Raw genomic sequence first — 23,405 nt, 5'->3', positions numbered from 1 at the left:
CCTCAGTCCGACTCCGGATCGAGCCGGACCCGGCGCAGCAACTGGGCGTTGAGCGCCACCACGACCGTGGACGCCGACATCAGCACGGCGGCCAGCGCCGGGCTCAACGCCACCCCGGCCCAGGCCAGCACCCCGGCCGCCAGGGGCAGCGCCACCACGTTGTAGCCCGCCGCCCAGGCCAGGTTCTGCCGCATCTTGCGGTACGACGCCCGGGACAGCCGCACCACGGCGGCCACCCCACGCGGGTCGGACGAGGCGAGCACCACCCCTGCCGACTCGATCGCCACGTCGGTGCCCGCACCGATCGCGATGCCCACGTCGGCGCGGGCCAACGCGGGCGCGTCGTTCACCCCGTCACCGACCATCGCCACGGTCAGCCCCCGCCGCTGGAGGTCGGCCACCCGGCCGTCCTTGTCCACCGGCAGCACCTCGGCGAAGACCTCGTCGACACCGGGGCGGAACCCGAGTTCGGCGGCGACCGCCTCGGCCACCGGCCGCGCGTCCCCGGTGATCATGGCGATGGTCGGAACGCCTTCGGCACGCAGCTCGTCGACTGCCCGTCGGGCCTCCGGACGCACCTCGTCGGTCACCGCGAACGCGCCGAGCACGCGGTCCGGCAGCCGCACCAGATGCAGCACCGCCGCACCCCGCGCCGACCAGCGCCCGGTCGCCATCTCCAGGTCGGCCGGGAGCGACACCCCCAACTCGCGAAGCAGCGCCGGCCCACCCACCGCATACTCCGTACCGTCGACTGTCGCCTGCACACCGCGGCCCGGCAGCGACCGGAACCCGTGGGCCGGGGCTGGACCTGCGGACCCGGCCGCCGCGACGATCGCCCGTGCGAGCGGATGCTCGCTGTCCGATTCGACGCCGGCGGCGATGCGCAGCGCCTCGTCCCGCTCCATGCCCAGCGTCACGGTCACGTCGGAGACGGTGTGCTCGCCCCGGGTCAGCGTGCCGGTCTTGTCGAAGAGCACCGCGCCGACGGTCCTCATCCGCTCCAACGCCAACCGGTCCTTCACCAGGATCCCGGATCGCGCGGCCACCGCCGTGGAGAGCGCGACGACAAGCGGAATGGCCAGGCCGAGCGCATGCGGGCAGGCGATCACCAGGACGGTTACCGCGCGGACCACCGCCTCGTCGGTCCGGCCCAGCGCCGTCCAGACCAGCACGGTCAGCACGGCGGTCCCGGTGGCCAGGTAGAACAACGCGGCGGCGAACCGGTCGGCCAGCAGCTGGGCCCGACCGCCCGAGCGCTGCGCCTCGGCGACCATGCGCTGGATGCCGGCGAGGGCGGTCTGCTCACCAAGCGCCTCGACCCGGACCCGGATCGCCGAGTCGGTGGCGACAGTGCCCGCCACCACCCGGCCGCCGGCCGCGCGGGCGACCGGCCGCGACTCGCCGGTGATCATCGACTCGTCCAGCTCGGCGCCGCCCTCCACGATGACCCCGTCGGCCGGCACCCGGCCACCCGGGCGGACCAGCAGCACGTCGCCGACCCGCAGCGCGCCCACCGGCACCGGTTCGACCCGGCCGTCGGCGGCCACCCGCTCGGCCTCGTCGGGCAGCAGCGCGGCAAGCGCCGCGAGGGCTCCCCGGGCCTGCCCGATGGCCTTCATCTCCTGCCAGTGCCCGAGCAGCATGATGGTGACCAGCGCCGCCAACTCCCACCAGAAGTCCAGGTCGAACGCGCCGACGCTGGTGGCCAGCGACGCGGTGTAGGCGACGGTGATCGCCATCGCGACAAGCAGCATCATCCCCGGTGCCCGGTCCCGCACCTCCCGGACCGCGCCGACCAGGAACGGCCAGCCGCCCCACCAGAACACCACCGAGCCGAGCGCCGGCCCCACCCAGGAACTCCCCGGCACGTCCCAGCGCGGACCGAGCCGGTCCGCCACGAGGTGACTGGTCAGCACCACCGGCACGGTGAGCACCAGGCAGACCCAGAACCGGCGGCGGAACATCGCCGGGTCGTGACCGGCGTGCTTGTCGTGCCCACCGTGATGCTTACCGTACGGACCATGTGGTGACTCAGCGTGCATGACTCCACGATCCCGGGCCGTACTCCGCCACGCGGGCGGTTCCGGGACCCCGACACTCCGCCACGACCTGCGCCCCACAGCCTGTGTGGTTAGCATTCCGACGATGGCCCTCCGGATCACGCTGCGCAGTCCGGCACCGCTGCCGCCGCGACACGGCGGCGCTCCCCGCCGGTCCGGCCGGTCGTTCACCGTACGTGATCAAGCGATCGGCATCCCGCGATCCGCCGCGCCCGTCACCGCATTTCCGCGGCGACGGTGAACCGACCGGCCCGCCGGCACGTACCCCGCACCGGATTCGTTGGGAGTCTCGCATTGGGTTCCGACCACAGCCGTTCCGTTCCGTCCGCCCCTCCCCGGGTACGGCGGATCCTCGTCGCGACCGTGGTACCCCTGTTCGTCGCCACGGTGCTCGCGGCTGTGGTGCTCTGGCCCCGGGGCGACTCCCCGCAGACCGGCGGCGGCGCGGACGTCCCGCGCTACCACGGCACAGTGACCCGCGTGGTTACCGAACCGTGCCCGCCCACGCCGCAGACCCCGGAGGGCACACCGAACGCCGGCGACGGGCGGTGCGGCACGGTGGACGTCCGGGTGCAGGACGGGCCGAGCGCCGAGCAGCAGGTCCAGACACCGGTACCGGACGGCCCCGGAGCACCTCGGGTCGACGTCGGCGACGAGGTGATCCTGGTCGAGCTGACCGACCCCGCCGACCCCGGCGCCAGCAACTGGAACATCGCCGAACACCAGCGCGGCACACCGCTGGTGTGGCTGGCGGTGGTCTTCGCCGCCGCGATCGTCGCGTTCGGCAGGTGGCGTGGCCTGGCCGCGCTCGCCGGGCTGGCCGCCAGCTTCGCCATCCTGCTCACCTTCGTGCTGCCGGGCATCGCCGCCGGCCGGTCACCGCTTGTCGTCGCGGTGGTCGGTGCCGCCCTGATCATGTTCGTGGTGCTCTACCTGACGCACGGGGTGACCGCGCAGACCTCGGTAGCTGTCCTCGGCACCCTGGGCAGCCTGGTCCTCACCGGCGTGCTCGCCACCATCGCCACCGCCGCCACCCACCTCACCGGTTTCGGCAGCGAGGACGCCACCACGCTGTCGATGTTCCAGGCCGACGTGGACCTGCACGGCCTGCTGCTCGCCGGGATCATCATCGGCTCGCTCGGGGTGCTCGACGACGTGACGGTCACCCAGGCGGCCACCGTCACCGAACTGGCGAACGCCAACCCGGGGCTGACCCGGTTGCAGCTCTACCGGGCTGCCACCCGGGTCGGCCGGGCGCACATCGCCTCCACGGTCAACACGATCGTGCTGGCGTACGCGGGCGCCTCGTTGCCCCTGCTGCTCCTGCTCACCGCCGACACGCGCCCCCTCGGACAGATCCTCACCAGCGAGTTCCTGGCGCAGGAGATCGTCCGCAGCGCAGTGGCCACCCTCGGCCTCATCGCCGCCGTGCCGCTGACCACCGGGCTGGCCGCGGTGGTGACCGCCGCCGGACGGTCGAGCGCCGAGCCGGCCGACGACGTCCCCGTCCCCCGGCCCCAGCCGGACCGGGCGGAGGCCCTGGCCGCACTGAGCTCCCCGCGAACGGTCCCGGTGGACGGGCCGGACCGGACGCGGACGACACCCCCGCCCACCGCCACCACCCGGTGGCCAGAGCCGAACAGGAGCACGGATACGGCATGGTGACACTCCTCAGCGTGACCAGATCGGGCATCCGGCCTGAGAACCGCATCACTGGTCACTCAACGCCATGGCGAAATGACGCTTTTAGTCGGCATCGGGACGTAGCTCAGGGGGTCGACTCTCGGGTAACCTCGCTGCCGGTCACCGCCGAAGGCGCGAATCGGCGCCTGCGGTGCCACCGCCCAATCGCCAACCGGCGAGCCGGGAACCCAGGTACGTGGGGTGAATCCGCGTCAGCGGTAGGGGCCACTTCCGCCCCGAACCCGTCAGCTAACCCGGTCGGCGGTCGACGGAAGGGAACATCGTGACGGCACCCCTACGCCGCTGGTTGACGCCCGTGGTGGCCGTGCTCGCCGCACTGACCGTGCTCGCCGGACCCCTCCCGGCGTACGCCGCCCCGACGACGCCAACGCCGTCCGGGCACGAGGAGGACGGCGAGCCGAAGCTGCTCAACGACGTCATCGAGAAGACCAACCGGGACTACCTGGCGGCCAAGTCCCAACTGGACAAGTCCAAGAGGCGGCAGGCGGAGCTGGCGGCGGAGGTGGAGCGCGCCAAGGCCGAGCTGGACGCCCTGGCTCCGCAGGTCGGTCAGATCGCCGCCCAGTCGTACCGGACCGGCCGGATCGGCGCGATCGCGATGCTGCTGGAGAGCGACGCGCCCGACTCGTTCGTCCGGAGGGCCGCCGCGCTCGACGAGATGAACATGGTCAACGAGAAGAAGCTCTCCGAGGTCAACGCGGTGAAGGCCCGCGCCGAACAGGCGAAGGTGGCCCTGGACGTGGAGGTACGGGAGCAGCAGAAGCAGACAGCCCTGATGGCGAAGGAGAAGCGCGACGCGGACAAGGCGCTCGCCCTCGTCGGCGGGAAGGGCTTCACCGGCGGCCTGGTGGACGCCACGTCGCCGGTCGCCCGGATCGGCCCGGGGCGCACCGACGACGGCGACTGGAAGGCGCAGTCGTGCAGCGAGGACGACCCGACCACCTCCGGCTGCGTCACGCCGCGCACGCTGCACGCGTACAAGGAGGTCAGGCGGGCAGGGTACACCCGGTTCGTGGGCTGCCACCGCAACGGTGGACCGTACGAGCACCCGAAGGGCCGCGCCTGCGACTGGTCGTTGCAGAAGAGCGGCTTCAGCCCGTGGCACAACGAGGACACCCGCACGTACGGCAACAACGTCGCCGCGTTCCTCATCCGCAACGCCGACCGCCTCGGCATCTACTACGTGATCTGGAACCGGCAGATCTGGTTCCCGGCGACCGGCTGGAAGTCGTACAGCGGACCGTCGAACCACACCGACCACGTCCACATGTCGATGCTCTGACCCACCCGCTCAGCTGATCGAGGGCCGTCCCGCACCGCGGGGCGGCCCTCGTCGCGTCAGGCGGCGGCCGGCGTCGACGGCCCGTCGGGTACGTCGAGCGAGGCGACGCCCGCCGGAACGGCCGCGACCGGGCGCACCACACCGGCGGCGAGCCGGTACGACACGCCCACCACCGCGCACCGCCCCCGCGTCACCGCCTCGGCCAGCACGGACGACTGTTCCAGCAACGCCTCGACGGTCTGTGCGATGTGGATGTCGACGATGCCGTCGATGTCGTCGACACCGTCGGCGGCGGCGCGACGGAGGCTGGGCAGCACGGCGTCCACGACTGCGCCCAGGTGCCCTTCGGGCGCCACGCCGGTGGCGGCGACCTCACGGGCCGCCTGGACCGCGCCGCACGAGTCGTGGCCCAGCACCACCACGAGCGGGGTGCCGAGCACCGTCACCGCGTACTCCACGCTGCCCAGCACCTCCGGGCCGGTCGTGTGCCCGGCCGTGCGGACCACGAACAGGTCACCCAGCCCCCGGTCGAAGATGATCTCGGCGGCGAGTCGGGAGTCGGAGCAGCCGACGATCACCGCGAACGGGTGCTGCCCGTCGGCCACCGCGGCCCGGTGCCCGGCGTCCTGGTTGGGGTGGCGCGGGGAGCCGCTGACGAAGCGCCGGTTGCCGGCGGCCAGCTCCGCGTACGCCAGCGCCGGTTCGGTGATCGTCGACGACTGGTCGGCGCTCCGCTGCGGACCCGGCTGCCCGCCGGGTGCTCCGGGAAGGCTCATTCCCGCACCTCGTTTTCCACGCATCTGACCTGGTCAGCCGGCCGTTCGACCGCCGGTGGCGGGCGCTGGCCCGCTCCACGGTCACACGCACCACAAGATGCGTCAAGGTATGCGTGATATAGATTTCATACGTTGACGGCCAGAGTCGCTCCCGCGACGCCGCCCCGGAGGCAGGGCCGGCGAGCCTCGATGGCAGGGTGACGAGTGGGACGGACAACCGGAGAGGCGGTCCCACGATGACGGGCACGGCAACGGGTGCGACCGGCGGCGGGCGGAACTGGACGTTCCTCACCAACCACGGGCACGTTCTGCTGGCCATCGCCCGGGACCCCACGGCCCGGCTGCGCGACGTCGCCGCGGAGGTCGGCGTGACCGAACGGGCCGCCCAGGCGATCGTCGCCGACCTGGAGGCGGGCGGCTACCTGCACCGCACCCGGGTCGGCCGGCGCAACGAGTACACCCTCAACCCGTCCGGCCGGTTCCGGCACCCCTCCGAGGCGTACCGGGAGGTCGGCGATCTGCTCGCGCTCTTCGCCGAGGCGCCTCCCACCGACGCCCCAGGCCCGTCCTGACCGCCGCCGCCGGGCCGCTGCCCGGCGTACCACAGCGGTAATCTCTGCGGGTGCGCGAAAGCCTGCCGATGAGCGCGACCGAGCCGCCCCACCGTCCGGGGCGTGCCGTCCGCGGCGTCCTCAGTGGAGCGCTGGCGGCCCTGCTCGGCGCCACAGTGGTGGTGCCCACCCCGGCAGCCGCGGCGCCGCCCACGTGCGGCCCGGCCGGCGAACCGGGCCTGACCGAGATGCCGTGGGGGCTGCGCCGGCTGGAGCCGTCCTCGGCGTGGCCGCTGTCCCGGGGCGACGGAGTGACAGTGGCCGTCATCGACTCAGGCGTCTCCGCCATCCACCCGGTGCTCAAGGGCCAGGTGCTCGAAGGCCGCGACTTCAACGACCTCCCCTCCAACAAGGGGCAGTGCGACCTGGTCGGCCACGGCACGATGATCGCCGGCATCATCGCCGGCCGGGAGGGCTCCGGCGTACCGTTCAGCGGCATCGCCCCCGCCGCCCGCATCCTGCCCGTCCGGGTGCTTCCGGACCTCAAGGGCACCAACGACGAGGCGCTGCCCGGTCAGGTCGCCGCCGCCATCGACTGGGCCGTCGACCAGGGCGCGGACGTCATAAACATGTCCCTGACGACACTGCCGCGCCCCGAGTTGGAACGGGCCGTCGAGCGGGCACTGGCCAAGCGGGTGGTGCTCGTCGCCGCCGCCGGCAACCGGCAGGAGAACCAGCAGGACCGGCCCGGCTACCCGGCCGCGTACTCCGGCGTCATCGCCGTCGGCGGTGTGGACGAGCAGGGCGGGCACGTGGGCACGTCGGTAAGCGGCTCCTACGTGGACATCGCCGCGCCCGGGCTGAACATCGTCGGCCCGGCGCCCGGCGGGTCCGGCTACCGCGCCGAGCCCAACGGCGGCACCAGCTACGCCGCCGCGTACGTCTCGGGGACGGCGGCGCTGGTCCGGGCCGCGTACCCGGACCTCACCCCGCAGGAGGTCGCCGACCGGCTGGAGCGGACGGCCGACAACCCGCCGGACGGGCACAACGCCGACGTCGGCTACGGAGTGGTCAGCCCGTACCGCGCGGTGTCGAGCGTGCTCGGCACCCGCACCGACCCGCCCGCCGGGGCGCTGCCGGCGCCCACCCCGGAGGACGACCCGCTGAGCGGGCAGCGCACCGCCGCACTGTGGGCCGCCGCCATCGGCGCCCTGCTCGTCGTGCTGCTGTTGATCGCCCGACCGGTGCTGGCCCGGGGCCGTCGCCGCGGCTGGCGGCCCGGCCGGCGGACGGATTCGCCAGTCACCGGCTGAGTCGCCCCTGGTGTGCGGGGCCGCCCAACGCACTGCGGCTCCGACCCGGGTCGAACCCGGACCGGAGCCGCGGCGGAGACTGCGTCAGCTCCACACCTTGGAGTTGCTCATCTCGGTGGAGACGTAGTTCTCGCGGGCGATGCCCACCGCGCCACCGATCTCGTTGAGGATCCGGTTGATGTCCCGGACCGCCGTGTCCCACTTGGCCTGGTGCTGCTCGTAGGCCACCCGGTCCTCGCCGTCCCAGTGCAGCTTGGACAGCATCGACCGCAGCGTGTCGAGCTTCTCGTCGATGGTCTTCGAGATCGCCTGCATCTGCTGGTTGCTGCTCTCGAGGACCGCGTAGTCAACCTTGATCGTCACGATTTCCTCCTCTGCTGGCTACGGATCACGGGTTGAGAGCAGAGTGGAACTTGTCCAGCATCTGCTGCTGCTCTTCGTCGTTGACCTGGTGCGTCGTACCCGACTTGTCGAGCAGGTCGGCGATGCTGTCCATCGCCGTCAGCAGCTTGACGGTGTCCTCGTTCCAACGCGTCATCAGCGACTGGAAGCCCGTGGACGCCTGACCCTTCCACGCCATGGCCAGGTCGTCGACCACGTTCCACAGCTTCTTGAGCTCGCCGTCGACCTCGCTGCGCGTGGACCGCACGTCACTCGCGGCGGTATGCAGAGTCGCAGCTTCGACCTCGAACGCCATGCTTCACACCCTTCCGTCTGTTGTGGTGGCGGCTTCGCCGCACCCCTCCCCCGCGGCAAGGCAGCATCACCCCACCGACGGACACTCCAGTGAAGACCGTAGCCGAACCGGTCCAGCCCTCGCAGCCCTGATCCTGGGCGTTCGATGGATAGTGGTGAATCGGGAATGCGACCGAACGCCCACGCTCCGGGCGACCCCGCTCGCCACCGCCCGATCAGGACGGCTCGGACCAGGCGGTCTGGATCAACTGCTGACCGTCGCGCCGGCGTACGAGAGTGCCCCGACCCGGCGGCTGCGGACTCGGCCGCAACGCGCCGAAGACCGCCCCCTCCTCCCGGTTTCCGGACATCAGCAGGCCCGGCGAGTCCAACTCCCGGAGCCGTTGCAGCACCGGCTCGTAGAGCGCCCGGGACACACCGCCGACCCGCCGCGTCACCACCAGGTGCAGGCCGATGTCCCGAGCCTGCGGCAACAACTCCAGCAGGGCACTGAGCGGATTGCTGCCACCGGAGGCGACCAGGTCGTAGTCGTCCACCAGGATGTACAGGTCCGGACCCTTCCACCAGCTGCGGTCCCGCAGCTGGGCGGTGGTCACGTCCGGGCCGGGCAGCCGGTTCGACAACGCGCTGCGGATCGAGCCGAGCCCCTGGGCGAACGCCTGGTTGGACGGCGCGTAGTCGAGCAGGTGGTCACCCTCCACCGCGCCCAGCAGACCGCGCCGGTAGTCGGCGATCACCAGCCGGGCCTGCGCCGGCGTGTACCGCTCGGTGATGCCCCGGGCGATCAACCGCAGCAGGTTGGTCTTGCCGCACTCCGCGTCGCCGAAGACCGTCAGGTGCGGCTCGTTCGCCAGATCCAGGTAGACCGGTGCCAGCGCCGACTCGTTGACGCCGATCGGCAGGCCCGGCACCGACCGGTCGATGATCCGGGCCAGCTCGCCCACCGGCAGCTTGCGCGGCAGCAGCCGCACCTTCGGCGCGGGACGGCCCGGCCAGTTCGCCGCCACGTGCCCGGCCAGGGCGATCGACGCCTCGGTCAGGTCGTCGATGTCCCGGCGGCCGTCGATCCGCGAAATGGCCGTGAGGAAGTGCAGCTTGTCCCGGGTCAGGCCACGCCCGGGCGCCTTCTCCGGCACGTTCGTCGCCGAACGGCGGTCGATCTCCGACTCGGAGGCGTCACCCAGGCGCAACTCCAGCTTGGTGCCGAGCAGATCCCGCATGTTGATCCGGATCTCCGCCCACCGCACCGCCGTGAGCACCACGTGCACGCCGAAACCGAGACCCCGGTTGGCGAGCGTGGTGATGGTCTGCTCCAGCTCCTCGTACTCCTGGCGCAGCGTGTTCCAGCCATCCACCACCAGGAACACGTCACCGAACGGGTCGTCGGCGAACTCGCCGGCAGCCCGGCGACGGCGGTAGCTCGCCACCGAGTCGATGCCGTGCTGGGCGAAGCGCGCCTCCCGGTCGTCCAGCACGGCGACCACCTCGGCCACCGTACGGCGTACCGCCTCCACGTCCCGCCGGCCGGCCACCCCCGCCATGTGCGGCAGCCGCTCCATGCTGCGCAACGCGCCGCCGCCGAAGTCGAGGCAGAAGAACTGCACCTCACGCGGCGTGTGGGTGAGCGCCAACGAGGCCAGCAGCGTACGCAGCATCGTGCTCTTGCCGCTCATCGAGCGGCCCACGATGACCACGTTGCCGCCCGCGCCGGCCAGCTCGACCATCATCGGGTCGCGGCGCTGCTCGTACGGGCGGTCGACCACGCCGACCGGCACGGTGAGCCGGCCCCGACCCGGCCAGGACGCGGTGCACAGCCCGTACGTCGGGTCCACGGCCAGCTGACCGAGCAGCTCACCAAGGCCCGGCGGGTCGGCCAGCGGAGGCAGCCACACCTGGTGCGCCGGACGGCCACGGCCCTTGAGCTGGTCGATGAGCACGTCGAGCATCGCCACGGCCTTGCCGTCGGCCGGCTGCTCCGGCTCCGGCGTGGTGTCCACGGGCACTTGCGGGACCTGCGCCGGAATGAAGTCGAGCCCGTACGGCACGATCCGGCGCTGCACAAGCGCCTGCGACGCGGACGCCTGCTGCCCCGGCGCCCGGTACGCCCCCGACACGTACGCGGCCCGGAACCGCAGCATCGTGCTGGTGTCCGTCTTCAGGTAGCCGTGCCCCGGCGCGTTCGGCAGCTCGTACGCGTCCGGCACACCGAGGACGATCCGACTCTCCACGGCCGAGAAGGTCCGCAGACCGATCCGGTACGACAGGTGGGTGTCCAGGCCGCGCAGCTTGCCCTCTTCGAGGCGCTGGCTCGCCAGCAGCAGGTGCACGCCCAGCGAGCGGCCCAGCCGGCCGATCATGACGAACAGGTCGATGAAGTCGGGCTTCGCGGCGAGCAGTTCGCTGAACTCGTCGCAGATGATCAGGAGGCTGGGCATCGGCGCCAGCGGCTCGCCGGCCGAGCGCGCCTTCTCGTACTCGAACCGGGAGACGTAGTTGCCGGCCGCCCGCAGCAGCTCCTGTCGACGCACCATCTCGCCCGCGAGCGCGTCGCGCATGCGGTCGACGAGCGGCAGCTCGTCGGCCAGGTTGGTGATCACCGCGCTGGTGTGCGGCAGCGCCTCCAACGAGGCGAACGTCGCACCGCCCTTGAAGTCCACCAGGACGAAGTTCAGTTCCTCCGACGAGTGGGTGACCGCCAGCGCGGCCACCACCGTACGCAGCAGCTCGCTCTTTCCGGAGCCGGTGGCGCCGATCACCAGGCCGTGCGGGCCCATGCCCTCGTGCGCGGACTCCTTGAAGTCCAACTCGACCACGTTGCCGTCCGGGCCGACGCCGAGCGGAATGCGCAGCCGGTCCCGGTGGCCGCGTGGCCGCCACGTCTGACGGACGTCGACAGTCGCGGCGTCACCCACGCCGAGCAGGTCCGGAAGCTCCATGCTGCGGGCCAGCGGTTCCTCGTTGCTGGTCTGCTGCTGCGAGAGCCGGTAGGGGGCGATCTGCCGGGCCAGCCCCTCGGCCGCCTCGGCGGTGAGCCGGTCCGGTCGGCCCAGCGGTGAGGAGGTGGTGCCCCGGACCAGCTCAAGCGTGCTGCCGTCGCCGACGTCGAGGCAGAGCAGCCAGCGACCGGCGTCGCGCGGCACCGTCCCGGACAGGTCGATCATGGTGGCGCCCAGCAGACCCGGGCCCAGCAGTTGGCCGGTCGGCGAGACCTCGCCGCCGTCGATCACCACGACCACGTGCGGCGCGGTGGTCAGCGGCTTGGCCTCCGGTGCGAAACGGGGCCGGCCGGCCAGCTCGGAGGCGAGGGACTCCTCCGCCTCGGCGAGGCTGGCGAACACCAGCCGGCGCGCGCCCGCCGCGTCCGTACGTCCACCGTGGTGTGCGTGCGGCAGCCACTTCACCCAGTCCCACACCGACTGCCGGTCCGGTGCGGCGACCACCGCGATCACCAGGTCGTCAGGGGCGTGGAAGGTGGCCAGCTGACCCAGCGCCGCCCGGGCCAGGTCGAGCACCGGCTCCCGGTCGCCGCGCAGCACGACCCTGCTGAACGCGCGCACCGACAGCGCGGTCGGCAGGTCGGGCACCGTCGAATGGGCGCGGACGAACCGACGCAGCGCGATGGCGCTCATCGGCTCCAGGTCCTCCACCGGCTTGGTCTCCGGCGGAACGATCTCCACGGCCAGCCGCTGCGGGCCGAGCGCGATACGGGTCTCGCCGAAGTCGTCCTCGGTGATCCGCCGCTCCCACAGCCGGCGGGAGGCGGCGATCGACCAGAGCGCGTCCGGCTCCGGGTGCCGCCACGCCATCGCCGCCCGCTGCTGCTCCGCCGCGCGGCGGGTGCGCTTGCGCATCTGCGCCAGGTAGCGCATGTAGTCCCGGCGGTCGGCGTTCAGCTCGGCCTTGTCCTTGCCGCCGCTGTTGGCGAGCGAACCGATCGCCATGCCGAGCATGGAGACACCGAACAGCCCACCGGCGACGTACGTCATCATGCCGCCGCCCTTGCCGGCGTACAGGAACGCCATCGCGCCGACCCCGCAGAACATCGGCAGGATCATGAGCAGCTGCCCCATCCCGCGCGGTGTCGGCTCCGGCAGCTCGGGAGGGGACTCCAGCAGCACCTCACCACGCGGCAAGGCCGGTCCCGGCTGACGCGGGAGCCGGCGGAACACCACCGTGCTCACGGCTGTCTCCTCCCCAGAAGCGGCATCGACGACGCGCCGTCGCGGACCGGAGTCTGCGGGTGGGCATCGTACGTGCACGCCATCGTAGGTAATCTCCCGTGGGCGCGGTGGACCCGCACCGCGGCACCGCGGCCCGCTGATCGTAGACGGACACCTGGAGGCCACTGTGGCGACGAAGACGGCGACCGGTGGTCTGAGCCGGATCACCATCGTGGCTCCCCGTACCCGGATGGATCTGGCTCTGCCGTCGGACGTTCCGCTTGCCGACCTGCTGCCCACCCTGCTGCGGTACGCCGGCGAGGATCTCGCCGACGAGGGAGTGCGGCACGGCGGCTGGGCACTGTCCAGGTTGGGCGGTGCACCGCTGGACGGTGGCCGTACGGCGGTGCAGCTCGGCGTCCGCGACGGCGAGGTCCTCTACTTCAATCCCCGCTCGGCCGCGGCCCCGGAGATCGTCTTCGACGACGTGGTGGACGCGGTGGCCACGGCCACCAACCAGCGACCCGGCGCCTGGCAGGCGGGCGCGAGCCGGAGCTTCGCGGTGCTGTTCTCGACGGCGGCCCTGGGTGCCGGCGCGCTGGCGGCGCTCTTCGCCGGCCCACCGCACCTGCCCGGCGCGGTGGCCGCCCTCCTGGTGGCGGTGGCGCTGCTGGTCGGCGCGGCGGTGCTGTCCCGGGCCGCAGGTGACAGCCGGACGGGCGCGGTGCTGGCCATGGTGGGCCTGGTGCACGCCGGCACCGGCGGCCTGCTGCTGCTCGCCGGTGACCGGCCGTTGACCGACCTGGCGAGCCCGCACGTCCTGCTCGCGGCCACCGCCGCGGTGGTCGCCGGGGCGGTGGCCGTGCTGGCGGTGGGTGACAGGTACCCGCTCTTCTTCGCCTCGATCGGTGTGGGTGCGGCGACAGGCGTGGGCGCCCTGCTCTGCCTGGCCTTCGGCATCGACGCGCCGGCCGCGGCGGCGGTGGTGGCGGCCGTCGCGTTCGGTGTGGTGCCGGCGCTGCCGATGGCGGCGTACCGGCTGGCCCGGCTGCCGGTGCCGTCGATCCCGACCGGCCCGGAGGACCTGAAGACCGACAGCGAGTCGGTCGACGGCCGGCAGGTGCTCCAGCAGAGCGAACGCGCCGACGAGTTCCTGACCGGTCTGCTGTGGACCGTCTCGTTGCTGGTCCTCGGCGCGGAACTGGTGCTCGCCCTGGACGGGCGGCTCCCGGCGGTGCTGCTCTGCCTGGTGCTGGGGCTCCTCTCGCTGCTGCGGGCCCGGCCGCTGCTGGGCCGGGCGCAGCGCGTCCCGGTGCTGCTCGCCGGCACGGCGGGGCTGGGTCTGGCCGCGGCTGCCACCTTCGCCGACGGGTCCCTGCCGGTCCGCCTCGGCCTGGTCCTCGGTGGGCTGCTGCTGGCCGCCGTGATCAGCCTCGTCTACGGGCTGAGCGTCGCCGGCAAGCGCATCTCACCGGTCTGGGGCCGGCTGCTCGACATCGTCGAGATCCTGCTGATCATCTCGCTGGTGCCGCTCGCCGTCTGGGTCTGCGGGCTGTACGGCTGGATCGTCAACCTGCGGCCCTGACGCGGCCGACCGCGCGACGCCGGGACGGTCAGCGCGGCTCCGGTCGGGGGGACGCGCCGAGCATCCACCCGACCGGAGCGCTGGCGTAGACGCCCGGGCCGTGCTGGCCGTCCACCGGTCGGGCCGACGCTCCGGCGCGGTCGGTCACCTCCCGCACCGCCCTGACCAGCGCCTCCACGTGGTTGTCCATGGCGGCGACCCGCAGCAGGGGTGCCGCTACCCGGCCGTCCGCCGACACCGACACCGCCACCGTGTGCGACGGCGCCGAGGTCGCGGTGATCGCGTCCACCAGCGGGCCGAGCGGTGCGTCCGGCCTGCCCCGCAGTGCCATGCAGCGGTGTGTCCAGCCGCCCCCGCGCAGCCCCTGCCAGGTCTCCGTCGGTGGCTCCGGCACGAGGTCAAGCCCGGCGGCCGAGACCACCGCCGAGCGCAGCTCGTCGCGGCCCAGCGGACGGTGGGACAGCCCGGCCGCGGTCAGCGCCTTGCCGAGCCGGCCGATCCCGGCGGCCAACGTCCGGTGCACACCGGGCAGCCCGCCACCCCGGCTCACCGCCTCCACCCGGGCGTCGCGCACGGTGAGCCGCAGCGCCACCCAGACGGTCCGGTGCGCCGCCGGAGGCGCGCCGGGCGCCGGGTACCAGACCAGGGTGTGGGCGACGACCTGGGTACGGGACACCGGCGCGGCGACGTCCCCGAGCACCCGCAACGCGCGGTCCACGGTGGACGCGTCGACCGAACCGACCGCCCCGCCGCTGCCCGACTGCAGCGCGATCGCCGCGAACCAGCCGTGGTCGTCCTGCCCGATGCCGAGGCGGGTGCCCCGATCGGTCAACTCGATGACGCTCAGCTCGGGGGCCAGCGCGGCCAGCCGTGGATCGACCGCGGAGCCGGTCTTCAGCGCCGCCGCGGCCCGATCGCGGCGTCGCCGCAGTCGCCGACGCAGCAGCAGGTCCTCGAACCACCAGCGCCCGCCACGACGGGCGAAGACGGCAAGGACCACGAGCGCCGCCACGGTGCCCACCGCCGCGAGCAGCCAGACCGGCCCGGCCGTCGAGGCCCAGACGGCGATGGCGCACAACTCCAGCAGGACGAGCTGCCCGACGAGCACCGGGCCGACCCGGCCCCGACCGGGCCGGGCGGCCGACGGCGTCGCCCGTGGCGGGACGTCGGACGGGCTCGTGGCCGCTCGGACGGGTCGCGCCTGAACCTGCGTCATCGCTGACTGTCCCTCCTGCACGGTACGGCTCTGCGCCGGGTCGGTCCGGTGCCGGCCGCGGGCGGTGGCCCCGAAGACCAGCCGTCGGCCCCTTATCGTAGGGAAGCCCGCGACGGCACCCCGAGGACATCGTCGCGGATCCACCCCGCCGGAGGTAAGTCATGCGGACCCGCCGCGATCAGGTGCAGGCGTACCGCTTCGTCACCCGCCGGATCGTCTCCGCACTGCTGTCGGGCGATCCGGAGACCACCAACCTGCCGATGCGACGGCTCGGCATGGCGGTCTTCGGCAGCGTGATCGCCGCCGCGGTGGTGCTCGGCGGTGTGGGCGCGTACGGCCAGTTGACCGGCAACACCGCGCCTCTTGAGGACAAGACGCTCGTCATCGAACGGGAGACCGGCGCGACATACGTGTTCGTGGGCGGGCAGCTGTACCCGGCCCTCAACTACGCCTCCGCGCGGCTGATCCTGAACGTGGCGGACCCGACGGTGCGGACGATGTCCCAGGCGTCGCTGCGGGACCGCCCGCGTGGTCGTACGCTCGGCATCGTCGGCGCCCCGGACGCCCTGCCGGACCGCAAGTCGCTGACCGGGTTGCCCTGGTCGGTCTGCGACGTACCTGATCCGACCGACCCGCAGCGGTCCACCACCCGGGTCGTCATCGACCGGGCGCTGCCCGGTGGCGCGCCGCTCGGCGACCGGGCCGTCCTGGTCACTGTGGACGGCCAGCGGTACCTGCTGACCGGTGACGCCCGACTCCAGGTGCTCGGCGGCGACCAGACGATCGCGGCACTGCGGATGCCGAACGCCACGCAGCTACGGGTCGGGCAACAGCTGCTCAACGCCGTACCGGCCGGGCCCCCGCTGCGCAAGCCGACGCTGCCCGGCGAGGGCGACCGGAGCGGGCTGAGCGTCGGTGACCGGCCGTCCACCATCGGCCAGGTCTTCCAAGCCGCCGGCCGCTACTACGTACTGACCCGCGAGGGGCTCGTCTCGATCACCGAGATCACCGCCCTGTTGATGATCAGTGGTGGCGGTCAGATCACCGACATCACACCGGACCAGGCCGGCCGACTGCTCACCGAGCAGCGGGTGGAGGAGGACGGCCTGCCGGAGACGCTGCCGACCCTGTACCCGGCCCGCGCCGGGCAGACCACGCTGTGCGCGACGTACCGGGCGGGCACCGGCGGCGGCCCGCCGGTCACCACCCTGGAGGTCTTCGACCGGGCGCCTGGGGAGCTGACGGCTACCGATCCCGGTCCGGTGCCGGTGCGCCAGACCCGCCGGGACGCGGTGCGCACCGCCGAGGCGGTGCTGCTGCCCGGCGGTAAGGGCGTCCTCGCGCAGGCCGCCCCCGGCGCCGGGACCAGCGGTTCCGGGGCGGCCGGGTCGACGATCTACCTGATCAGTCCGCAGGGCGTCAGGTACCCGCTCGCGTCGACCGAGACGCTCGCCGTGCTCGGCTACGCCGGGGTCACCCCGCTCGCCGTGCCCGGCGCGCTGCTCGCCCTGATCCCCACCGGGCCCACCCTGGACCCGGAGGACGCGGCTGTCTTCTTCGCCCCGGAGGGTGAGGCAGCCACCTCTGCCGCCCCGAGCCCGGCCGCCAGCGGCACGTCCTCGAACGGTGGAGCCGGCGGGGGCCTACCGGCCGCATCGACCGACGCTGACGGTTGAGCCGCTCGCACGGGTCGCCCGGGATCGCGGCGGTGGACTAACCTGGGATCGCTGACGGTTGTCAACCAGAACGACGGGGATGTTGCCATGACCGGGCGCACGGAAGTCGACCTGCTGTCCCTTGAGGACTTCCACAAGAACCTGGCGGCCCGGCTGGGCCAGGCCGAGTCGGTGCTGCGCAAGCTCAACACCGAGATGCAGTGCAGGCCGCCGGCGTTGGGCTCGTTCACCGACGCCACCGACCAGGCGCGCCGCTACAGCGCGGTCCACCAGTCCTACGTCGAGCAGGCCGAGCGCCTCCGGCAGGCGGTGCTGGCGACGCAGCAGGCCACCGCCACGATCCTGGCCAACTACCGCACCGCCGAGGCGCGCAACGCGGCGAACGCCACGGACATCACCGCCGCGTTGACGGGTGTCCAGCAGGCGTTGGAGCCGAAGGGGGACGGGCGTGTCTGAGTACACCCAGCGCTACGAGGGTCGCAGCCACCAGGAGCTGTACGACGCCGTGATGGCGGGCGACCCGGAGCAGATCGAGGGCGTGGCCGCCCAGTGGGCCTCGCTCAAGAGCATCCTCGACGGCCTCGGCCGGGAGTTGAGCGGCGACCTGGAGAAGCTCGGCAACACCTGGACGGGCGCGGCGGGTCAGGAGTTCCAGCGCCGGGTCGGTCTGGTCACCGTGCACTCCGACGCGCTCGGCGAGGGCATGGCAGGCGTCACGCAGGCGCTCACGATGATGGCCGGGCAGTTGCGCACCGCGCACAAGCAGGCCGAGAGCCCGGAGGAGACCGACGACAACGACCAGTTGGTCAACGGCGCCCTGCGTGGCAGCGCCTTCGGCCTACCCGGTGCCGTGATCGGCGGCATGCTCGGCCACCAGCAGGACAAGCAGGAGCAGGAGAAGGCCCACCAGCGGATGGTGACAGTGGTGGCCGAACTGGCGGCCGGCTACGACATCTCCGTGTACGACCGGGTGGTCGAGCCGGAGCCGCCTCCGCCGGGCACCCCGAAGACCGCCGACGACGGCAGGACGACGCCGCGCAGCGGACCGCACACGGCACCGGCCACCGTCGCGCCCACCATCAGCGGCCACACCGCCCGCACCGGCGACGCGACAATCGCGACGCCCGGCCGGGCCGATCCGCCGGGGATCGTCGGCGGCGGCACCCCGCCCGTCGAGGGGGGCACCGGCGACACGCCGGGGGTGGTCACCGTCGCGGACGACACCGCAGGCGGCGGCACCGTTCTCGCCGGCGCGGACCCGCTGGTCGGCGGCGCTCTGCTGGCCGGCGGCGCCGCCGGTCTGGCCGGCCTGTCCGGTCCCGCCGCAGTGCCCGCCGCCACCACCGGCGCGGGTCTGCTCTTCGGCTCCCAGGGTGGCGCCCCGGCCGGTGGGGTGCTCCGCACCTCCGCACTGGCCAGCTCGGGCGGCACGCCCACCCCGTCGGCCCGACCGGCCTCGACGCCGGCCCCGACCGACAACCGCGCCGCCAGTGGGATCGGGCGCAGCATCGACGGCCGGCGCGCGGACGGCACCGGCCGCACGGCGGGCGGGGCGAACCGTCCCGGGCTGCTCGGCGGGCGCGGGCGCCCCGGCGAGGACGAGTCAGACGAGCGGCTCACCTGGCTCACCGAGGACGAGATGGTGTGGCGGGAGGGTGGGGCCGCCGCGCCCCCGGTGCTCGGCACCAACGACTGACCTCGGGGCGTCCCCGCCCCGCGTCCACAATGCCCAGGTGGTGGCTGTCACTGCGGAAAGCGTCCTGGTCGAGCTGCGCCGGGCCGGGGCGGACGATAGGTTGATGGGGTGTCCTCCGCAGCCTCCGACCGCCCCGCCCGGTGGGCAGTGCTGCGGTCTCTGCGCGAGCTGACCCGGCTGGCGGTCACCGCGTTGGTGCTCGCGGTCGGCCTCGGCGGCGCCCTCGCCGCCACGTCACCCCCTGCCCCGACGCAGCTCCGGCCCAGCGCCGTGAGCAGCCGGGTGGACACCCTCCGAACGGCAGCCGGCACCGCCGAGCAGGCGAGCCGACCGGTCGCCTCCCCGCCGTCGGGCGCGGTCGACAACCCGACGCCGGCGGTGGCTCCGGTCACCGTGCGCCCCGAGCACGGGCCGGCCGTCGATCCTGGCCGTGGCGTCCCCTCCCGACGCGGTCCGCCGACCCGCTGATCTCGGCCGACCATCGGCCCGCGGCCGCTCCTGCGGCCCGGCCCGGGTCACCCGTCGGGGCCTGACAGCCCCCGCACCCGCCGGACGGCACCGATCGGTGACCGACCCGCCGGGCACCCGACAGCGGTGACCCAGCCCGACGCGCGGCCCCGGTCCGTCCGGCCATCCGCCCGACCGTCCGGCTCGATCCGGCCACGGCCGTGGAGATCCCGTCCACCGCCCCGCCGCTATCCGCCATTCGACCGCGAGGTGCTGATCATGCAGACCGTCCTCTCCGCCGTCCTGCCCGACGTACCCCGGGCCGCCGCCATCTGGCTGAGCCTGCTCGGGGTCGTCGCGGTCACCGTCGCCACCCTGCTGCTGCGGCCCGGCCGTCTCCACCTCGACGCCGCGGCCCGGATCCGCCGCGCGGCCATGCCCAGCCACCTCGAACAGGCTCACCAGGAACGCGAGCAGAGCCGCTACGCGCAGGAGGTCGCGGTCGCCGCCGAACGGGCCACCACCACCGCCCAGCGCCGTCGGACCGAGTGGGTGGCCGCGCAGGACGAGGTCGAGGCCGCCTGGGAGGCGTACGAGTCGGCCGAGGCGGCTGTCAGGCGCCTCGACGCGGCGGCGGCCATGCCGCTGCCCCACACGGCCCGCACCCCGGCCGAGTACGCGGACCGCGAGCGCTACCTGCACCGGGCGGCGCTGGACGCGTACTGGCGGCGGGAGTTGTCGGTGGAGCAGCTCAGTGACGTGTTCGCGCACCGTGCCGGATGGGATCCGCGGCGGCACCCGGTCGAGCAGGAACTGGTGTTGCAGCGGGCGATCCGGGACAACCTGGCGGCCCGGCACGCCGCCGCCCGCGAGCGGGAACAGGCCGCCTGGCGGGCGGCGGAACTCGCGGTCGCGGCGGCCCGCAGCCTGCGCGAGGAGGCCCACGCGGCGAGCGGTCGACGGGTCGAGGAGTCCGCCTCGGTGCTGCCGCTGAGCGAGGTCGGCCGGCCGGTCGAGCAGACCCGCGAGAACCAGGTGGCCGCCAGGGGTCGCGCGGCGGTGCCGGCGTACTGATCGACGCCGCCGGTGGGCGGCTCCGACGCCGTGGCCCGCTTGTGGGTTAGCGTGACGGCATGTCCCGTGAGGCGTGGGTCCTCGTGGTGATCGCCGGTCTCCTGGCGATCGCCACACTTGTCGGCGCGGTGCTGCTGGCGGTACGGGTGGTACGGACCAGGCGTCTGCTGGCCGGGCTCGGCGCGGGCGGCAAGGTCGCCTTCTACGGGGCCCTGATCTACACGATCTTCCCGATCGACCTTCTCCCCGACCCGATCTACCTGGACGACATGGGTGTCCTGGCCGGTGCGCTGATCTATCTGACCCGCCTCGTGCACCAGCGTCGTGCGGCGGGCCGCCAGCTGCCGGGGCAGCCGGACTCTCCGTCGGACCCGGACCGCGCGCGCCGGCGCGTGCCATGATCGGTGTCGGTTCGGTGGACGGGGGGACGGGCATGGCGGGCGATCATCGGCTGGACGTACACGATCCTCGTGTCACAGCCTTCTGCGCCGAACGGCACCTCGCGACGCTTACCACCCTGCGCGCCGACGGCACTCCGCACGTGGTGCCTGTCGGCGTCACCCTCGACCCGGAGGCCGGACTGGCCCGGGTGATCACCTCCGGCACCTCCCGCAAGGCCCGACAGGTGGCCGCCGCCGGCACGGCCGGCACCCCGGTGGCCGTCTGCCACGTCGACGGGCGCCGCTGGCTGACCATCGAGGGTCGGGCGGTGCTCCGCTCGGACCGGGCCGCCGTGGCGGAGGCGGAGCGCCGCTACGCCGAGCGGTACCGGACGCCTCGTCCCAACCCGGAGCGGGTGGTCCTCGAGATCACTGTGACGGGGCTGCTGGGCAGTCTCTGACCGTCCGTACGGTCTCCGACCGTCTGACCGGTTCCGCCGGCCGGCCGTGACCGGGCGCACCCCGAGCAAGGAATCCCTGCCACCGAGCAGCCGTTGCATCCGGTACGCCCACGGCCGGAAACCGCCGCGGGCGATCGCCACATGGTGAGCCGAGCGCCATTCCCGGTGCTGCTGCCTCCGCCGACGGAGGCACCAACCCCCGAACGGAGACTCGACGATGAACCCGATCCTCCAGAAGAGCGGTGTGTCAGTTGCCGGCCTGCTGGTCGCCGGCGGATGCGCGCTCGGTCCCGCGATGGCCGCACAGGCCGCACCGGTGCAGGTCAACCCGACCTCGACGGTCGAGCGGGGCGGCCAGCACGACAGGTCCGCCGAGCGGATCCTCGGCATCGACTACCAGGCCCAGCCGAACTTCTACTACTGCGGTCCGGCGGCGACCCGGATCGCGTTGTCCGCCCAGGGCAAGGCGGTCTCCCAGGACGACGTGGCCAGGCTGCTGGGTACCACGGAGGCGGGTACCGCCTCGGCGCTGGACACCACCCGGGTCCTCAACGAGCTGACCGGCGGCGGATACCGGACCACCGAGATCCGTGACGCGGTGGCCCGCCCCGACCAGGTCGAGCAGCTGCGCCGGGACGTGCTGGCCGCGGTGGACGCCGGTCGACCGGTGGTGGCAAACATCAAGGGCACGACAGTGGACACCGACGGCAACCCGCACTCGTACGAGGGGGGTCACTACCTGACCCTCGTCGGCTACCGCGACGGCGGGGACACCATCCGGGTCGCCGACCCGGCCGACCCGGCGCTGGGCGAGTACTGGATGACGCTGCCGAAGGTCGCCAACTGGATCGCCGAGCGCGGCTACTCCTCCTGAGCCTGACGGTTCACCGGGCCGGTCTCCCCACTGCGGGAAGGCCGGCCCGCTCGTCGTCGCCGTACCGGCGGGCACTGAGGTTCGCCCGCCGTCGCGCGCGGGTGGCACGGGTGGGTCGAGGCCGGTGCAGGTGCCGCCGGACCGGCGGACGGATCGCTGCCTCACCCACCCCGGCCGCCCTGCGGACGATCCGGTTGGCCTCGTCCGGTTCGGAGCCGGCGGCCCGCAGCAGGTCACTGGACGCGGTGCGCAGCCCGGTGACGAGCGCGTCGCCGAAGGACCTCACCCCGGTGGCGGCGGCACGCCCGGCCAGCTCGGCGCATTCTTCGACCAACCGGCGGGTGCACTGCGGGTTGTCGCCCACCCGGTATTCGTTGCGCATCTCCGCCACCGCCCGACCCAGCCGGGCCATCGCGTCCGGAAGCTCCGGCGGGATCGGCTCGTCGTACTCGAGGGCTGTCGTCGCCCAGCGGGACAGGACGCGGCTGTCCAGCAGGAGCCGCTCCAGAAGCGAGACGCTGCGGGCGTACTGATGGAACTGCCGGCGGCGGTGCCAGCGGGCAGGAGCGATGGTCACCACCTCCTCGGCCCCGCTCAGCGAATCGTTGAGCCGTCCCACGTCGTCCTCGGTGCCGCGGAGCCGGTCCAGGACCCGCCGCGTCCGGTCGCGGTCGCGCTGGCGCAGCGCCTCGGCCAACTCTGCGAGCTGTTCACAGAGGACCGTGAAGATCGGTTCGGCGGCGCGGTCCAGCACCCTCATCGGGTTCACCGGCAGGAGCAGCGCGACCACCAGCAGACCGACCGCGCCGCCGACGAGCGCGTCGAAGATCCTGGGCAGCTCCAGCCCTCGCTCCATCGGAGCCAGCGTGGCGATCAGCACCGCCGTACCACCTGCCTGACCGACGAGCGCGCCGCCCCTTCCGGCCACCAGCAACGCGCTGGCGATGGCGAGGGCGACCACCACGCCGGTCTGCCACGGCCCGGAGCCGATCAGGAAGCGCAGCGTGTCGCCGATGGTGATACCCAGGCCCACACCGAACAGCAGCTCGAAGGTGCGTCGGGCCCGCTGGCCGATGGCTGTGGCGATCGTGCCGACGGCCGCGGCGGGCGCGAAGACGTGCGCTCCGGGGCCGAGCAGGTTCTGGGCGATGAGGCCCGCGATCGTGGCGGCCAAGCCGGCCTGGACCGAGATGACCAGGATGATCTCCCACTGCCGGGCTCTGATCCGTCCGGCCCGCCCGCCGCTGTGGCGTACCCGTTCGACCGCCCGGCCGCTCCGCTCGGCGGCCGCGTCGAGCCGCGACCGATCGCGGTCGGCTGGCTGACGGTCGTCGGTCATGGCGGCGGTTACCCGGGCGTCGGCCGCGCAATCGTGCCCGTACGCCCCGCCGGCACCTCCGGCGACACCACCATCAAGCGTAACGGCCGATCCATCGGTGATCGTAGGTTTGCCC

The 23,405-nt window shown here is 73.4% G+C and carries 20 protein-coding genes and 1 riboswitch; of the genes, 13 read left to right on the top strand and 7 right to left on the bottom strand.

Annotated features, from left to right (window positions below; genetic code table 11):
• Positions 1–2: 2 nt before the first annotated feature.
• On the bottom strand, positions 3–2,042 hold the full coding sequence (locus ACFY1S_RS00225; RefSeq protein WP_387110998.1) for a heavy metal translocating P-type ATPase: 2,040 nt from the start codon (positions 2,040–2,042) through the stop codon (positions 3–5).
• A gap of 312 nt (positions 2,043–2,354) precedes the next feature.
• On the opposite strand from ACFY1S_RS00225, the gene ACFY1S_RS00220 reads away from it, so the two are divergent.
• Both ACFY1S_RS00220 and ACFY1S_RS00215 read left to right on the top strand, forming a co-directional pair.
• On the top strand, positions 2,355–3,725 hold the full coding sequence (locus ACFY1S_RS00220; protein ID WP_387110995.1) for a YibE/F family protein: 1,371 nt from the start codon (positions 2,355–2,357) through the stop codon (positions 3,723–3,725).
• Between the two features lie 166 nt (positions 3,726–3,891).
• Positions 3,892–4,022: riboswitch (cyclic di-AMP (ydaO/yuaA leader) on the top strand.
• 4 nt (positions 4,023–4,026) lie between these two features.
• Positions 4,027–5,046 (top strand): coiled-coil domain-containing protein, encoded by a 1,020-nt coding sequence (locus ACFY1S_RS00215; RefSeq protein ID WP_387110992.1) that lies wholly within the window; start codon positions 4,027–4,029, stop codon positions 5,044–5,046.
• Between the two features lie 56 nt (positions 5,047–5,102).
• Here ACFY1S_RS00215 and ACFY1S_RS00210 read toward each other — a convergent pair whose 3' ends face one another.
• Complete coding sequence (locus ACFY1S_RS00210) at positions 5,103–5,822, bottom strand: carbonic anhydrase (RefSeq protein ID WP_387110989.1); 720 nt, start codon at positions 5,820–5,822, stop codon at positions 5,103–5,105.
• Positions 5,823–6,058: 236 nt separating this feature from the next.
• Here ACFY1S_RS00210 and ACFY1S_RS00205 point away from each other — a divergent pair, with 236 nt between their 5' ends.
• Entirely contained in the window at positions 6,059–6,394 is a 336-nt protein-coding gene (locus tag ACFY1S_RS00205) for a helix-turn-helix transcriptional regulator (RefSeq protein ID WP_387110986.1), read from the top strand.
• Positions 6,395–6,444: 50 nt separating this feature from the next.
• A complete protein-coding gene (gene mycP, locus ACFY1S_RS00200) occupies positions 6,445–7,686 on the top strand; it encodes a type VII secretion-associated serine protease mycosin (RefSeq protein ID WP_387110982.1) in 1,242 nt (413 codons plus the stop codon).
• 84 nt (positions 7,687–7,770) lie between these two features.
• On the opposite strand, the gene ACFY1S_RS00195 is transcribed toward mycP, so the two are convergent.
• The 3 genes from ACFY1S_RS00195 to eccCa form a co-directional block, all read right to left on the bottom strand.
• On the bottom strand, positions 7,771–8,049 hold the full coding sequence (locus tag ACFY1S_RS00195) for a WXG100 family type VII secretion target (protein ID WP_139583997.1): 279 nt from the start codon (positions 8,047–8,049) through the stop codon (positions 7,771–7,773).
• 25 nt (positions 8,050–8,074) lie between these two features.
• Positions 8,075–8,383, bottom strand: coding sequence for a WXG100 family type VII secretion target (locus ACFY1S_RS00190; RefSeq protein ID WP_139583998.1), 309 nt, complete (start codon positions 8,381–8,383; stop codon positions 8,075–8,077).
• Positions 8,384–8,597: 214 nt separating this feature from the next.
• Positions 8,598–12,563 carry a type VII secretion protein EccCa gene (gene eccCa / locus ACFY1S_RS00185; RefSeq protein ID WP_387110977.1) on the bottom strand — a complete coding sequence of 1,322 codons (3,966 nt, stop codon included), beginning with the start codon at positions 12,561–12,563 and terminating at the stop codon, positions 8,598–8,600.
• 166 nt (positions 12,564–12,729) lie between these two features.
• Here eccCa and eccD point away from each other — a divergent pair, with 166 nt between their 5' ends.
• Entirely contained in the window at positions 12,730–14,127 is a 1,398-nt protein-coding gene (eccD, locus tag ACFY1S_RS00180) for a type VII secretion integral membrane protein EccD (protein WP_387110974.1), read from the top strand.
• Positions 14,128–14,155: 28 nt separating this feature from the next.
• Here eccD and ACFY1S_RS00175 read toward each other — a convergent pair whose 3' ends face one another.
• Complete coding sequence (locus ACFY1S_RS00175; RefSeq protein WP_387110971.1) at positions 14,156–15,343, bottom strand: type VII secretion protein EccE; 1,188 nt, start codon at positions 15,341–15,343, stop codon at positions 14,156–14,158.
• Between the two features lie 161 nt (positions 15,344–15,504).
• Here ACFY1S_RS00175 and eccB point away from each other — a divergent pair, with 161 nt between their 5' ends.
• From eccB to ACFY1S_RS00135, 8 genes are all read left to right on the top strand, one after another.
• Complete coding sequence (gene eccB / locus ACFY1S_RS00170; RefSeq protein WP_387110968.1) at positions 15,505–17,019, top strand: type VII secretion protein EccB; 1,515 nt, start codon at positions 15,505–15,507, stop codon at positions 17,017–17,019.
• An 87-nt stretch (positions 17,020–17,106) separates the two neighbouring features.
• Positions 17,107–17,475: a hypothetical protein gene (locus ACFY1S_RS00165; RefSeq protein ID WP_364368830.1), complete on the top strand. Its 369-nt coding sequence runs from the start codon at positions 17,107–17,109 to the stop codon at positions 17,473–17,475.
• Positions 17,468–18,715 carry a hypothetical protein gene (locus ACFY1S_RS00160; RefSeq protein ID WP_387110964.1) on the top strand — a complete coding sequence of 416 codons (1,248 nt, stop codon included), beginning with the start codon at positions 17,468–17,470 and terminating at the stop codon, positions 18,713–18,715. The genes ACFY1S_RS00165 and ACFY1S_RS00160 overlap by 8 nt, the downstream gene beginning before the upstream one ends.
• Before the next feature lie 108 nt (positions 18,716–18,823).
• Positions 18,824–19,183 carry a hypothetical protein gene (locus ACFY1S_RS00155; RefSeq protein WP_387110961.1) on the top strand — a complete coding sequence of 120 codons (360 nt, stop codon included), beginning with the start codon at positions 18,824–18,826 and terminating at the stop codon, positions 19,181–19,183.
• 258 nt (positions 19,184–19,441) lie between these two features.
• Positions 19,442–20,236: a hypothetical protein gene (locus tag ACFY1S_RS00150; RefSeq protein WP_387110958.1), complete on the top strand. Its 795-nt coding sequence runs from the start codon at positions 19,442–19,444 to the stop codon at positions 20,234–20,236.
• A 59-nt stretch (positions 20,237–20,295) separates the two neighbouring features.
• On the top strand, positions 20,296–20,637 hold the full coding sequence (locus ACFY1S_RS00145; protein WP_364368841.1) for a YkvA family protein: 342 nt from the start codon (positions 20,296–20,298) through the stop codon (positions 20,635–20,637).
• A gap of 32 nt (positions 20,638–20,669) precedes the next feature.
• Positions 20,670–21,077, top strand: a complete 408-nt coding sequence (locus ACFY1S_RS00140) for a pyridoxamine 5'-phosphate oxidase family protein (protein WP_387110954.1) — start codon at positions 20,670–20,672, stop codon at positions 21,075–21,077.
• Positions 21,078–21,294: 217 nt separating this feature from the next.
• Complete coding sequence (locus tag ACFY1S_RS00135; protein ID WP_364368847.1) at positions 21,295–21,951, top strand: C39 family peptidase; 657 nt, start codon at positions 21,295–21,297, stop codon at positions 21,949–21,951.
• Between the two features lie 10 nt (positions 21,952–21,961).
• Here the strand turns inward: ACFY1S_RS00135 and ACFY1S_RS00130 are convergent, their stop codons facing one another.
• Positions 21,962–23,290, bottom strand: a complete 1,329-nt coding sequence (locus ACFY1S_RS00130) for an aromatic acid exporter family protein (protein WP_387110950.1) — start codon at positions 23,288–23,290, stop codon at positions 21,962–21,964.
• Positions 23,291–23,405: the final 115 nt, after the last annotated feature.

The sequence above is a fragment of the Micromonospora sp. NPDC000663 genome, from assembly GCF_042898105.1.
In the GTDB taxonomy this organism is placed as follows: Bacteria; Actinomycetota; Actinomycetes; order Mycobacteriales; family Micromonosporaceae; genus Micromonospora.
The sequence above is the reverse complement of the archived record's forward strand: the minus strand, read 5'-3'. Positions and strand labels throughout refer to the sequence as shown.